We start from the raw sequence: 13,666 nt of genomic DNA on the forward strand, positions 1-13,666 counted from the left end.
CTGTGTCCACCGCAGCATCCGGGCGCATGCGAGCGCGTGATCTCGACCGCGCCGACGCATCCGGTCTTCTGGATGCCGCCTACGCCGAGGGGCAGCTCGGCGCCGACGAGTACCACGACCGGATCGCGCAGGCCGCGGCGGCGAAGACGCTCGGCGAATTGGCCGCGCTCACCGCCGACCTGCAAACCCCGGCCGCTGCGCGCGGGTTCGCCGCGCGGCGCCCGTCGGTCGCGCGAAAAGTATTGCGCCGCTCCGGTTCCGGCGGTAGTTATCCCGGTCACACCAGGGCGCGCGATGCCGATCGCGCCACTACGCGCGAACTGCTCGACCGCGCCCGTGCCGATGGCCAGCTGTCCGAAGACGAGCACGACGCCCTCACCGAACTCGCCGCGGAAGCGCGCACCCTGGGAGATCTGGACGATCTGGTCGCGGATCTCCAGCGGCCCCGTGACGTCGCCCCCGCCCCGCGACCGCCGCGTTCGCATCGGCGTCAGTGGTATCGGGCCGCGGTGGCCGTGGCCGCGGCGCTGGCCGCCTGCGCCGGTTTTCTCGCGGTGACCAGGGAAGCGGAACCGCGATCCGCGGCCCAAGCACCGACGGTGGCGGAACTCGGGTCGGTGCAGCCCGTGGTGGTCGCGACGCCGAGTCTGGTCACCGCCGAGGGAATCGCCCTCTTCCTGCGCAACTACCAGCGGAAATTCGGCGATCTGCAGGTGGACGAGCTGTATCTGCACGACGATTTGGCCACGCTCACCCGGGCCGTGCCCGGCCAGCCGAACCGGAAGGTCCAGTACGACTACCGCGGTGGTTTCGCCCAGTCCCATGAGATCGAGACGCGCAAGACCGATACCCCGTCGGTGGACTTGGCCGCGCTGAATGTGGACACGATCGGCCGGGCTCTCGCCGACGCGCCCGCGACGACCCGGGTGCCCGGCGGCGTCGTCACGCTTTTGAGGGTGGGCGTGAACGGCCTGTCCCCCGGTTACGGCGTTGCCACCGGGCAACCTGTCGTCGAAATCCACGTGGGCAACTCCGTCAAGGAGAGCGGCCACTTCGTGCTGACCCCGGCGGGCGAGGTGCGCCGCGTCTGGCCCTTCGGAGGATGAGAGCGATGGCGACCACCCGATACAGCGACGTCCGTGCCCGCGACACCGATCGCGCCGACGTGTGCGGCCTGCTGGACGCCGCGTTGGCCGACGGCCAGCTCACCGCCGCCGAGCACGCCGCGCGCACCGCCCGAGCCATGCGCGCGAAGTCCTTCGGCGAGCTCGACGAGTTGATCGATGATCTCCAGGTGCCGGACGGGCTGGCGAACGCCCCGGCGGTCCGGGTGGACCGGCGGCGTCCACGCCGCTGGCTGGCGCCGGTATCGGCGCTGGTCGCGGCCTTCGTGGCAGGTGCGATGATCGGCGGGATCAGCCGATGTGGCGTCGACCTGCCCGGGTCCTCCGAGGACGTTCCCGACCTGACCACGGGTGCGGGGTTGGGTTATTTCCTCGCGGAATACCGGGCCGAGTTCGGCGACCTGGTCGCCGACAAGGTCACGTTGTTTCCGAAGTACGTGGTCGTGGACCGGCAGCAGCCCGGCAGTGCGTCGGAGACCGGAGACTACTACTACAACGGCGACTTCCGCAGCTCACGGACCTCGGAGCGGGAACGCGGGACTCGCACCTTCGACCTCTCGACCATCGATGTGCCCGCCGTCGCCGGTCTGCTGGCCGGAGCGCCGCAATCCGTGCGTACACCGAATGGTGTGGTCACCCACGTAATGCTGAGTTTCGGCTCCACAGGTCCGGTCGATCTCGGCCCGGTGCTACAGATCTATGTCAAGGACCAAGGCGGTTCGTCCGGCTCCCTGACGGCCACTTTCGCGGGCGAGCCGCTCGCGGTCTTCCCGCCCACTCGCTGACTGCGCCCGACACCCCCACCGGGCCTACGGCTGTGCACAGATGTATCGCTCCGATATAGTGGAAAGTCGCATCCATCGGTTAGGTTCTGTACACAGTCAGGGGGTGAAGCCCGGTGCTCGAACTGGCAATCCTCGGGCTGCTCCTGGAAGCGCCCATGCACGGGTACGAGCTGCGCAAGCGGTTGACGGGCCTGCTCGGGGCCTTCCGTGCCTTCTCCTACGGATCGCTCTACCCGACACTGCGCCGCATGCAGGCGGACGGGTTGATCGCCGAGGAGATCCCCGCGGGCGCGACGACACGCCGCGCGCGACGGGTCTATCAATTGACCCCGGCCGGGCGGGAACGGTTCAGCGAGTTGCTCGCCGACACCGGGCCGCAGAACTACACCGACGACGGCTTCGGCGTTCATCTGGCTTTCTTCAGCCGCACTCCCGCGGAAGCGCGGATGCGGATCCTGGAGGGCAGGCGGCGTCAGGTCGAGGAGCGCCGAGAGGGGCTCCGGGAGGCGATCAAGAAGGCCAGCGGGTCGTTGGATCGCTACACCCGGCAGCTCCATCAACTCGGACTCGAATCAAGCGAGCGCGAAGTGCGCTGGCTCAACGAGTTGATTGCGGCGGAGCAATCGACGAAGGCGGCACCACAGAAAGAGGGAAATATCGGCCATGAGTGACGTCAAGAAGGCTGACAACGCCACAGAGGTTCGCGTCGCCATCGTGGGTGTGGGCAACTGCGCCTCCTCGCTGGTCCAGGGCGTGCAGTACTACAAGGACGCGGACGAATCCGCGACCGTCCCCGGCCTGATGCACGTGCGGTTCGGGCCGTACCACGTCCGCGACGTCAAGTTCGTCGCGGCGTTCGACGTGGACGCCAAGAAGGTCGGCTTCGACCTGGCCGAGGCGATCTTCGCCAGCGAGAACAACACGATCAAGATCTCCGACGTGCCGCCGAGCGACGTCGTCGTGCAGCGCGGGCCGACCCTCGACGGCATCGGCAAGTACTACGCGCAGACCATCGAGCTGTCCGAGGCCGAGCCGGTCGACGTGGTGCGGGTGCTGAAGGACAACAACGTCGACGTGCTGGTGTCCTACCTGCCGGTGGGCTCGGAGGAGGCCGACAAGTTCTACGCGCAGTGCGCGATCGACGCGGGTGTCGCGTTCGTCAACGCGTTGCCGGTGTTCATCGCCTCCGACCCGGTCTGGGCGGCGAAGTTCACCGAAGCCGGTGTCCCCATCGTCGGTGACGACATCAAGAGCCAGGTCGGCGCGACCATCACCCACCGCGTGATGGCCAAGCTGTTCGAGGATCGCGGTGTGCAGCTCGACCGCACCATGCAGCTGAACGTCGGCGGCAACATGGACTTCAAGAACATGCTCGAGCGCGAGCGCCTGGAGTCGAAGAAGATCTCCAAGACCCAAGCCGTCACCAGCAACCTCAAGAAGGAACTCGGCGCCAACGACGTGCACATCGGCCCGTCCGACCACGTGGGCTGGCTCGACGACCGCAAGTGGGCCTACGTCCGCCTGGAAGGCCGCGCCTTCGGTGACGTGCCGCTGAACCTGGAGTACAAGCTCGAGGTGTGGGACTCGCCGAACTCCGCGGGCATCATCATCGACGCCGTACGCGCGGCGAAGATCGCCAAGGACCGCGGCATCGGCGGACCGGTCATCCCCGCCTCGGCCTACCTGATGAAGTCCCCGCCGCAGCAGCTCGCCGACGACATCGCGCGCGCCCAGCTGGAAGCCTTCATCATCGGCGCCGAGTGATTCGGTGACACCGACGCAAGCCGGCCGGAGGCAGAAGCCTCCGGCCGGCTGCGTTGTGCGGCGTCCGCGCTAGTCCAGCGAGACGTAGACCTCCACCGACGCCGGGCCGGTGTAGCGCTCCACCTCCGCGGTGTGGGAGCGGGTGATGGTTCCCGCGTTCTCCGCCTTCGCCACCTGTGCCCAGGCGGTGCGCAGCAGGTCGTAGGGCTTGTCGGAGACGACGAACTTGGCGTAGCGGCCCTGCGGGATGATGGTGAGCACATCGCCGGAGTCCAGCTCGTCCATCGCGCCGATCTCGTAGCCGAGTACGGCGACGGCGTGGTCGTTCTGACCGATGTAGGCCGCCACCCGCGGCACGTTCTTCTCCCGCGCCAGATAGCGATCCCAGGTGAAGTTCACCAGGTCGAGGTCACGCGCGGTCACCTCCCGGCCGGCCAGCGGCACGGTCAGGCCCGCGACCATGCTCTGCGGCAATGTGACGATCTCGAAGTCCACTGTCTGTTCCTACCCGTTGCCCTGATCGTCTGCCACTGCCACGAAAACTTCCACCGTCCGTGCGTCCGGATAGTGTTCCCAGTCGCCGGTATAAGCGCGAATGAGCCGCCCCGCGGCCTCCGCGTCCCACACTGCTCGCCAGATGCTCACGATGGTGTCGCCGAGATTGTCTCCACTGGCGACGAACCGGGCGAAGCGCCCGGCGGGCACCCGGGCGAGCACGTCTCCGGGCTGCAGGTCGGCCAAGCCGTGACAGCGGTAGCCGACGATATGGGTCAGGTACGAATTGATCTCCGGCGCGTGGTCGACGTACGCGGTGGTCGGCGGTCCGGGCAGCTTGCGGGCCAGGTTGCGCTTCCACGCCTCTTCGACTTTCGCGCGGCGCGGCCCCTCGACCGCGAGCGCGGGGCTGCGAAGCACTGTTCCCGCCACCAGCGTCTCGGGTTGGTCAACGACATTGAAATCCACCGGCGTAGCCCCTATGTCTCGTCTGTCCTCAATTGGCGTCGGTCCCGGTGCCCTCCGTGGTGACGCAGGCTACCGCCTCCGGGCCCGTCGCTCGCGCCGCGCTGTCGTCGCTCGGGCGCATATCCTTCCGCATTGTTTTCGCGGTTTCGGCGTCGGCCCGTTCCGACGCACTCGCTGTTCGCTCTCACTCTGGCAAACGATGCTGCCATGTCATGCGTTCCGCCGGGCCACGGAAGGTCACAGCATCATCGCTATCCAGGAACCGGAATGCTCAGTCCGGGGAAAATCTCGACCTCGCTGGGCGGTTGCGGGCTGGGCGGGATGATGACGACGGGCTCGCGCTGCGATGACGGCTGCGGTGGGTTCAGGATGTCGTAGGGACCGCCGGAGGGCGGCTTGCTCGGATTCGGCCGGGCCGGGGCTTGCGCGCCCGGAGCCTGCGCACCAGGGAACTGTTCGATCGGAGCGCCGTCGAGCGCGTCGTCCATGACCTGTTTCCAGATGTCGGCGGGCAGGCCGGAGCCGTAGATGTCGGCTCCGCGTGCGGTGCGGATCGGTTGTGGCTGATCGGTTCCGACCCACACCGCCGTGGACAGCGACGGGGTGAAGCCGATCATCCACGCGTCCTTGTTCGACTCGCTCGCGCCGAACTGCGTGGTACCTGTCTTGGCTGCCGATGGGCGGTTGTTCTTCAGCGCGTGCCCGTTGGAGTAGGCCGCGATCGGGAGCATCGCCTCGACGGTGTTCTCCGCGATCGTCTTGGAGATGCGCTGTTGACCCGCGGGCGGCTGGTCGCCGACCTTTTGCTCGCCGCGATCCAGCAGCACCCGCCCGTCACCGGTCACCACTCGCTGCACGAAGTACGGCCGGTGGTAGACGCCCGACGCGCCGATCGTGGCATACGCCGAGGCCATATCGATCGGCCGGACCGAATACTGCCCGAGGACGATTCCGTTCAGCGGTTTCCCGCCGTCCTCGGTAAGGGTCTTGCCCGCGACGCCGGGCAGCTCCTCCGGAATCCCCGCCGCGTGCGCCGCGTCCGCGATGGACTGAGGACCGTCGAACATCGTCATGGTCAGCCGGTAGAAGCTGGTGTTCAGCGAGCGTTTGAGCGCCTCGGCCATGGTGCACCTGCCGCACGATTCGCCGTCCACGTTGGTGATCCGGGTACCGCGGTCGGTCACGGGGGAGCTGTCCAGCACGCGGGAGAGCGGAATGCTCTGCTGTTGCGCGGCGATCGCCGCGAAGACCTTGAACGCCGAGCCGGTCTGCAACGGCGCCTGGGCGAAGTCGAAGCCGATGCCGTCGTAGCCGCCGAAGTACGCGCGTACCGCGCCGGAACGCGGATCGATCGACACCACCGCGGCGCGCAGTTCCGGTGGCTGCGCACCGAGCCGGTCGCGCACCGCGCCCAGTACCGCGTGCTGCGCTCTGGCGTCGATGGTGGTGGTGATCTGCAGCGCGCCCTTGTTCAAGTCGCGCTCGCTGATGCCGGAGTCGCGCAGCTCGCGCACGACCTGGTTGCGGATCAGGCCCTCGGGGCCGCGAGCCACGTTCTCGTCCGGGATCTGGCTGAGCGGGATGATCGGCGGAAAGGTGGTCGCGTCCCGATCGCCCGGCGCGAGCGCGCCCATCTCGACCATTCCGTCGATCACGTACCGCCAGCGCGCCTTCAGGTCCGCGAGGTGGGTTTCCGGATCCAGGATCGAGGGCGTGCGGATCAGCGCCGCGAGCACCGCGCCCTCCGCGAGGGTCAGCTGGTCGACCTGCTTGTCGAAGTAGACCTTGGCCGCCGCGCCGATGCCGTACGACCCGCGGCCGTAGTAGATGGTGTTGAGGTAGGCGGCGAGGATGTCGTCTTTGCTCCACTGCCGTGCCATCTTCGCCGCGATGATCAGCTCGCGCATCTTGCGGGTGACCGTGCGTTCGGAGCCGAGAAAGGCGTTCTTCACGTACTGCTGGGTGATGGTGGAGCCGCCGCCCGCGTTGTCCTTGCCGAGCAGATTGTCTCGCGCGGCGCGCAGGAAGCCGGAAGTCGAATAACCGGGATTGGTGTAGAAATTGCGGTCCTCCGCCGACAGCACCGCGTCGCGCACCGGGCGCGGCACATCGGACAACGGGACCGGCGTCCGATTCCCATCCGGCGGGACGATTTTCGCGAGCACGGTGCTGCCGTCGGCGGCGAAGACGGTCGCGATCTGATTGGTCTGCACCGCATTCGGATCCGGGATCTCGGCGCTCCAGTACGCCAGGACCGACAGCAACGCGGGCACCACGCCGAAGATGATGAACAAGGCCAGCAGCAGGCGACGGATGCGTTCGGCCCGGCTGCGCGGCGGACGATCCGGCTCCGCGGGGCGTGGCGCGGTCGGTCGCGATTTCCGGCGAGCCGCCGCGCGCTCGCGCCGCTCCCGCGCGTTCCGGTTCGCCGTATCCGGCCGCTGCGTCCAGCCCGCGATCGAGGCATACGGTGCGGTCGGAGGACCCCCCTTGGCGCCACGCCTGCGTTCACGCGGTTTGCGGAACGAGCTCACGATCATCTCCTCCCGGAGCGTCGGACGAACTCACCTGCACGAACGGACGGAAAAGAGCATCGAAAGGCCGAGTTTACCGCGTACGTTCACAACCGGGTTTCCACTTCTCGGGCCGTTGACACAGCGGTGCACGCAGACCATATGCGTGCTGCGCGAAGCGGCGAACCTATCTGTCCCTAGCGATCCCGCCAACGCCACCACACCAGCTCAACCACGGGTTTCGAGCGAAGCGGCAAAAGACTCAGCTCTTCACGCCGCCCGCGGTGAGGCCGGAGATGATCCGGCGCTGGAAGATCAGGACCATGACGACCAGCGGGATGGTGACGATCGTGCCTGCCGCCATGATCGCCGCGTACGGCTGCACCAGCGGGTTGTTGCCGGAGAAGCGGGCGATGGCGACGGTGACCGGCTCGGTCTTGTCGCTGGAAAGCAAACGGGCGAGCAGGTATTCGTTGACCGCCGCGATGAACGCGAGGATCGCGGTGGTGAACACGGCGGGAGCGGCCAGGGGCAGCATCACCAAGCGGAAGGCCTGCAGTTTGGTGGCGCCGTCGATCCGCGCGGCTTCTTCGAGTTCCCACGGCAGTTCGGCGAAGAAGGACGCGAGGATGTAGACCGTCATCGGCAGCACGAACGAGATGTTCGGAATGATCATCGCCTGGTATTCGCCGATCCAGCCGAGGTTGGTGAAGAGCTGGAACAGCGGGGTCACCAGGACGACCACCGGGAACATCGAGGCGCTGAGAATCAGTCCGGACACCACGTACTTGCCGTGGAAGGTGAGCCGGGCCAGCGCGTACGCGGCCAGCACGCCGATCCCAAGCGCGATCACCGTCGTGATGGAGCCGATGACGAGGCTGTTGACCAGCGCCTTGCCGAAGTCGTTGCCGCGGCTGGTGTCGAACGCGTTGCGGAAGTTCTCCAGCGTCACGTGGGTCGGCCACGGAGTGTTGTCGAAGGTGTAGTCGGGATCGCGGAACGCGGTGACCGCCATCCAGTAGAACGGCGCGAGCCCCCACACCAGCACGATCAGCGCGCCCAGGTACAGCCGTACCGAGCCGATGCGTTTGGTCCACGGCACCGGCGCCGCGGCGGATTCGCTCGTCACGGCCTGCTCCGCTGTCTGCACGGACATCAGTGCGCCTCCCGCTGTTCTTCCTGGGTACGAACCGCGTTGGCGCCCAGGATCTTCACCAGCACGAACGCCACGGCGAAGATCAAAAGGAAGGTGATCGTGGACAACGCGGCCGCGCTGTTGGGGCCTTGCCGGACCTGATCGACCACCAGGATGGATACCGTGCGGGTGGCGGGGTTGCCCAGCGTCATGATCGCGGGCAGGTCGTACATCCGCAGCGCGTCCATGGTCCGGAACAGCACCGCGACCAGCAGGGCCGGCTTCAGCAGCGGCAGCGTGATCTGGGTGAACCGCTGCCAGGCCGACGCGCCGTCGACGCGAGCCGCCTCGTACACGTCGGCCGGGATGACTTGCAGGCCTGCCAGCAGCAGCAGCGCCATGAACGGCGTGGTCTTCCAGACGTCGGCCGCGATCACCGCGATCCGGGCGGGCCACGGGTCCGAAGTCCACAGGATGTGCGTGCCGAGCACGCGGTTCACCACGCCGTCGTACTGGAACATGAATTCCCACAACCGCGCGGTGACGGCGGTCGGGATCGCCCACGGGATCAGCACGGCCGCGCGCAGCAGCGCCCGGCCACGGAAGGTCTTACCCATCACCATGGCCATGCCGAGGCCGATCGTGGCCTCCAGCGCGACGGTGACGACCGTGAAGAACAGCGTGACCCCGATGGCCAGCCAGAATTGCGAGCCGAGATTGCCGGTCGGGCACGGCACCGTCTCGCCGGTCGCGATCTGGCACTGTTGCAGCAGCCAGTGCGTGTAATTGTCGAACCCGGCGTTGCCGCCTTCGACGAACATGCCGGTCGCCGGGTCGAGTCCCGAGTCCTTCTGGAAGGACATCCACAGCGCCCGGAACACGGGATAACCGATGACGACCGCGAGCGCGATCAGGACGGGGGTGACGAACAGCCAGGCTTTCCCGGAGCGACGCAGCTCCGAGGCCAGCCTGGCGGCGAAGCCGCGCCTGGCCGGAACGAATTCGTCTTCCGGCACGCTAGTCGCCGTTCCCGAAGGATCCGACACCGTTTCTCTCCTGCGGGTTCGTCGGGTCCGTTGCGTTCAACCGCTCACGATCCAGCGGTTTCGATGCCCTTTTGCATACCGGTGATCGCGTCGTCGACGGACTTGGTTCCGTTCAACGCAGCATAGGCGTTGTCCTGGATGGCCTTGCTCACGGCGGGGTAGAACGGCGTCACCGGGCGCGGCACGGCGCTGGCGATGGAGTCCTTGAGCGCGGGCAGGTACGGCATCTTCGCGATCAGCGCCGGGTCGTCGTACATGGACGCGCGCACCGAGGGCAGCGCGCCCGCGGCGACGATGTGCTGCGCGTCCTCGCTGATCAGGAAGCGCAGGAAGTCCAGCGCGGTTGCCTTGTTCTTGGAGTACGCGCTGATCGCCGCGTTGTAGCCGCCGAGGGTGGAGGCGCCCACGCCGTTCTCCCCCGGCAGCGGGGCGACCGCGAACTTGTCCTTCACGGCGGAGGCCTCGCCGCCGACGTCACCGAAGGTGGACGGCCACGAGCGCAGGAACATCAGCTTGCCCGTCGCGAAGGCGTTGCTGGACTCGGGCTCCTTGAAGGTGATGGCCTCTTTGGGAATGTCGCCGTTGTTGTAGGCGTCGACCAGGACCTTCAGTCCGGCGCGGGACTGCGGGCTGTTCACCGTGGGGGTCTTGCCGTCGGCGCCGACGAAGCTGCCGCCGTAGGCGTTGATCACCTCGGCCGCGTTCACGGTCAGACCCTCGTAGGGCGCGAACTGACCCGCGTAGCAACCGATGTTCTGCTGGCGCGCGATGGGGCACTGGGCCAGCAGCTCGTTCCAGGTCTTGGGCGGGTTCGGCACCAAATCCTTGCGGTAGAACAGCAGGCCGCCGTTGGTGTTGCGCGGCGCGGCGTACAACGTGTTGTTGTAGGTGGCGCTGGCGACCGGCGGGGACAGCAGCGCGCTGGTGTCGATGGCGAAGGAATCCTTCAGCGGCTGGATCCAGCCCTTGGCGGCGAACTCGGCGGTCCACGGCACGTCCAAGGCGACCACGTCGTAGTTGGACTGCTTGGAACGCATGTGCTCGACCAGGTCGTCGTACTGCTGCGAGGCGTCGTTCGACTGCTCCTTGAACGTCACCTGCTCGTCCGGGTGCGCGGCGTTCCAGCGCTCGATCAGCTGCTTCACCGCGCCGGTCTCGGTGGTGTCCTTGCCCTCGACGTAGGTGATCGGGCCGCGACCGGTGAGATTCTGGCTGATCGGGCTCCCGCTGCTGTCGCTGGAGCAGGCGCTGGTGAACGTCGCGGTCAGCAGCCCGACCGCCGCGAGGGCCACCGCGGCCCGCGGTACGAGCGACGAACGTAGGGACGTCACCTTCTTCACAGCCATCGCAAACACTCCAGGATCGTTCGTGAGCGGCAGCACACCCTGCCGGTGCACAAGGCAAGATACATGGTGCCGATCCGGCGTGCGGGACAGTGGCTGGAACTCGCCCACTAGGCTGGGGCGCGATGTCTTCGCCGAACGCGGTTCCCGATCGGATGCTCACGCGCATCGGTGGGCTGCTGCGCAAGGCCGAGTGCACGGACAACGAACACGAGGCCGAGGCGTTTCTCGCCGCTGCTCAGCGGCTGGCCACTAAGTCGTCCATCGACCTCGCCGTGGCGCGGGCGCACATCGCGGGACGCGAGCGCAGGCCCACACCGGTGCAGCGGATCATTCCGATCGGCGAGCCCGGCAAACGCGGGTTGCGCACCTATGTCCAGCTGTTCGTCGCGATCGCGGCCGCGAACGACGTGCGCTGTGACGTCGCCCGGACTTCGACGCAGGTCTACGCCTACGGGTTCGACTCCGACATCGACACCTGCGAGGCGCTCTACGCCAGCCTGCTCGTGCAGATGGTGCGCGCGTCCGACCAGTACATCAAGTCGGGGGCCTACCGATCGGCCACCGTCGAGAAGATCGTGGTGGAGAAGCGGTGGGGTCGCCAGGTGCGGCGCCGGGTGCAGGCGCCGGTCGCCGGTGTGACGGCGCGGCTGAATTTCCAGATGGCGTTCGCCGCGCGGATCGGGCGGCGGCTGTCGGAGGTCAAGGCAGAGGTGGAAGCCGAAGTGTTGCCACGCGACGCCGAGGTGTCCGGGACGGCGCTGGCCCTGCGGAACAAGGAGATCGAGCTCACAGACTTCTACGCGAAGACGTCGGAGGCGCGAGGCACCTGGCGCGGGCCGCAGGAGTCGGCGGGACATTCGGCGGCGGCGCGGGCGGCGGGGGACCGGGCGGGGCGGGCCGCACGGATCGGTAATTCGCCCGAACTGCCCGCCGCGCGTAAGAAGTTGAACTCTTCCGAGGGCGGTTGACCGGCGTGGACGTCACGGGCCGAACCGGGCGAGCGGCTGCCGGGGTCCGGTCGGCGCAACTCGGCGACAGGCCGATGCCGCCCGTGGGATCGGCGGCGCGGCGATGACCGTGCGCGACGGCCAGCGTGCCAAGGTCTACGACGCCGAGCAGTTGGTACGCGGGGTGTTCGATCGCGCGGACGAGCACGGTGTGCGCACCGTCGAACTCTATGGTTCGCAGCTCACGTTGCCGATCGAGCGCCGCTTCGCCTCGGTGGAATCCGTACAGAGCTATACGGACAAGGTGCTGGCGCTCAATTGGGTGCGGGCGCGCTGGGAGCGGGCCGCCGCGGCGGTGCGCGTCCGTTCTCGCGCCGGAACAACGGCCGCGCACTACGAGGCGGCCGGGAACGTTCTGGCGGTTCCGCTGCACACCGGCGGCACCGCGTGGGCGCTGCGGGAATTGGTCATCCTGCACGAACTGGCGCATCACCTCGAATCCGCCCCCGAGTCGGCAGCCCCGCACGGCCCGGAATTCTGCGACCGCTACGTGGACCTCGTAGACGGCGTCGTCGGTCCTGAGGCAGCGTTGCTCTTGCGCACGACGATGCTGGGATGCGGCGTCCGGATCGGGTGAGCGGCCGGCGATTCTTTACCAGGTTTCGCGATCAGGCATTCACCTGGTGACCGGAATGGCGATCCAGGCGGCTGTCATCGTGGCCGCTAGGCCGCCCTGCCTGCGAATATGAGGCGATGTTGAGCCTAGCGGTCCTGTGTAGGGTCTGGTGGGATCGAGGTGCGCTGCTGGAGTAGGAGAAGGCTCGAGTAACGGGTCGGCGTTGATCTTGGCCGTGGAGTTGGTGCGTTACCTGCGCCGCTGGTACGCGTGCTCGTCTCGGTCTCGGGAGTAGCAGGGTATAGCAGATCCTGAGGGGTTCGGTGCACGCTGCCACACCTGCCTGACCCCGAACACAGGTGTCGCTTGGGGGTGCGAGGTGGACCCGTTGCAACCACGCGCGTTATGTGGCCGGGTTCTTCTGTGCGGCGAGGGCACTGACGCGAGCCAAGCGGTCCTGCCACCAGGCGGCGCGATCGGCATCGGGCTGCCGATGGCTTTCGAGCAATTCCGGTTCCGGCTCGGGTGGGGTGCGCAGGACCGGCAGGTAGCCGTCGACCGCACGGAGGGAGCCGCGCGTCACGTCGCCGGTGAGCAGGCTCAAGGTGCCCAGGCCGCAGGCGAAGTCGAGTTCGGGCAGCGCCCCGGCCAGCGCCAGCTGGGCGGCGAGGCCGACGCTGGTCTCCAAGGCGGAGGAGACCACGCAGGGCAGCCCGGCTGCCTCGGCCACCTGCAAGGCGCGGCGGACTCCGCCGAGCGGCGTGCATTTGAGGACGGCGATGTCGGCGGCCCCGGCGACCGCGACCCGCATCGGGTCCTCGGCGCGGCGGATGGATTCGTCGGCGGCGATGCGCACGTCCACGCGGCGGCGCACCGCGGCGAGTTCCTCGATGGTGCGGCACGGCTGTTCCACGTACTCCAGCCCGCCCGCGGCCTTGTCGATCAGCTCGATGTGGCGCACCGCGGTGTCGATATCCCAGACCGCGTTGGCGTCGACTCGGATCGCGCCGTTGGGGCCGAGCGCGTCGCGGACCGCCTCCACCCTGGCCAGATCCTCGGCGAGCGATTCCGGGTGGTCGGCGACTTTCACCTTGGCGGTGCGGCAGCCGGATCGGGCCACGATCGCGTGCGCCTGCCGCGGGTCGACGGCGGGCACGGTGCAATTGATCGGAATGCGATCCCGCACCGGTTCGGGCCAGCCGGTGGTTACCTGCTCCACGGCGGTGGCCAGCCAGCCGGCGGCCTCCCGGTCGTCGTATTCGGGAAACGGACAGAATTCGCCCCAGCCGAGCGGCCCGTGGATCAGCATGCCCTCGCGCACCGTGATGCCACGGAAGCGGGTGCGCATCGGAATGGCGTAGACGACGTTCTGCGCTGCGGAGTCGCTCATCGCCGACCAGCTTATGCGGCTGCGGCGGCCGATCGCG

13 protein-coding genes are annotated in these 13,666 nt (G+C 67.9%); 6 read left to right on the forward strand and 7 right to left on the reverse strand.

The features are described 5' to 3' along the window. The first annotated feature begins 2 nt into the window (after positions 1-2). From ABZW96_RS04105 to ABZW96_RS04120, 4 genes are all read left to right on the forward strand, one after another. Positions 3-1,106 (forward strand): DUF1707 domain-containing protein, encoded by a 1,104-nt coding sequence (locus ABZW96_RS04105; RefSeq protein ID WP_355071183.1) that lies wholly within the window; start codon positions 3-5, stop codon positions 1,104-1,106. A gap of 5 nt (positions 1,107-1,111) precedes the next feature. Then, complete coding sequence (locus ABZW96_RS04110; RefSeq protein ID WP_355071184.1) at positions 1,112-1,909, forward strand: DUF1707 domain-containing protein; 798 nt, start codon at positions 1,112-1,114, stop codon at positions 1,907-1,909. A 113-nt stretch (positions 1,910-2,022) separates the two neighbouring features. Continuing rightward, positions 2,023-2,580 (forward strand): PadR family transcriptional regulator, encoded by a 558-nt coding sequence (locus ABZW96_RS04115; RefSeq protein WP_039803160.1) that lies wholly within the window; start codon positions 2,023-2,025, stop codon positions 2,578-2,580. After that, the gene (locus ABZW96_RS04120) at positions 2,573-3,673 is read left to right on the forward strand and encodes an inositol-3-phosphate synthase (RefSeq protein ID WP_355071185.1); all 1,101 of its coding nucleotides are present in this window, start codon (positions 2,573-2,575) and stop codon (positions 3,671-3,673) included. Before ABZW96_RS04115 ends, ABZW96_RS04120 begins: the two co-directional genes overlap by 8 nt. 69 nt (positions 3,674-3,742) lie before the next feature. Here the strand turns inward: ABZW96_RS04120 and ABZW96_RS04125 are convergent, their stop codons facing one another. From ABZW96_RS04125 to ABZW96_RS04150, 6 genes are all read right to left on the reverse strand, one after another. After that, the gene (locus ABZW96_RS04125; RefSeq protein ID WP_355071187.1) at positions 3,743-4,168 is read right to left on the reverse strand and encodes a GyrI-like domain-containing protein; all 426 of its coding nucleotides are present in this window, start codon (positions 4,166-4,168) and stop codon (positions 3,743-3,745) included. Between the two features lie 9 nt (positions 4,169-4,177). Further along, positions 4,178-4,636, reverse strand: coding sequence for a GyrI-like domain-containing protein (locus tag ABZW96_RS04130; RefSeq protein ID WP_355071188.1), 459 nt, complete (start codon positions 4,634-4,636; stop codon positions 4,178-4,180). Positions 4,637-4,887: 251 nt separating this feature from the next. Further along, on the reverse strand, positions 4,888-7,176 hold the full coding sequence (locus ABZW96_RS04135) for a transglycosylase domain-containing protein (RefSeq protein WP_355071190.1): 2,289 nt from the start codon (positions 7,174-7,176) through the stop codon (positions 4,888-4,890). 235 nt (positions 7,177-7,411) lie between these two features. Beyond that, entirely contained in the window at positions 7,412-8,305 is an 894-nt protein-coding gene (locus ABZW96_RS04140; RefSeq protein WP_355071192.1) for a carbohydrate ABC transporter permease, read from the reverse strand. Next, positions 8,305-9,252, reverse strand: coding sequence for a sugar ABC transporter permease (locus ABZW96_RS04145; protein WP_355072075.1), 948 nt, complete (start codon positions 9,250-9,252; stop codon positions 8,305-8,307). Before ABZW96_RS04145 ends, ABZW96_RS04140 begins: the two co-directional genes overlap by 1 nt. Before the next feature lie 122 nt (positions 9,253-9,374). Beyond that, positions 9,375-10,676 carry an ABC transporter substrate-binding protein gene (locus ABZW96_RS04150; RefSeq protein WP_355071194.1) on the reverse strand — a complete coding sequence of 434 codons (1,302 nt, stop codon included), beginning with the start codon at positions 10,674-10,676 and terminating at the stop codon, positions 9,375-9,377. A gap of 122 nt (positions 10,677-10,798) precedes the next feature. Here ABZW96_RS04150 and ABZW96_RS04155 point away from each other — a divergent pair, with 122 nt between their 5' ends. Both ABZW96_RS04155 and ABZW96_RS04160 read left to right on the forward strand, forming a co-directional pair. After that, positions 10,799-11,644, forward strand: coding sequence for a DUF2786 domain-containing protein (locus ABZW96_RS04155; protein ID WP_355071196.1), 846 nt, complete (start codon positions 10,799-10,801; stop codon positions 11,642-11,644). A 103-nt stretch (positions 11,645-11,747) separates the two neighbouring features. Next, positions 11,748-12,260 (forward strand): TIGR04338 family metallohydrolase, encoded by a 513-nt coding sequence (locus ABZW96_RS04160; protein ID WP_355071198.1) that lies wholly within the window; start codon positions 11,748-11,750, stop codon positions 12,258-12,260. Between the two features lie 382 nt (positions 12,261-12,642). On the opposite strand, the gene ABZW96_RS04165 is transcribed toward ABZW96_RS04160, so the two are convergent. Next, a complete protein-coding gene (locus ABZW96_RS04165) occupies positions 12,643-13,629 on the reverse strand; it encodes an o-succinylbenzoate synthase (RefSeq protein ID WP_355071200.1) in 987 nt (328 codons plus the stop codon). Between the last annotated feature and the right edge of the window lie 37 nt (positions 13,630-13,666).

Source organism: Nocardia sp. NPDC004168 (assembly GCF_040610355.1).
Lineage (GTDB): Bacteria > Actinomycetota > Actinomycetes > Mycobacteriales > Mycobacteriaceae > Nocardia > Nocardia sichangensis.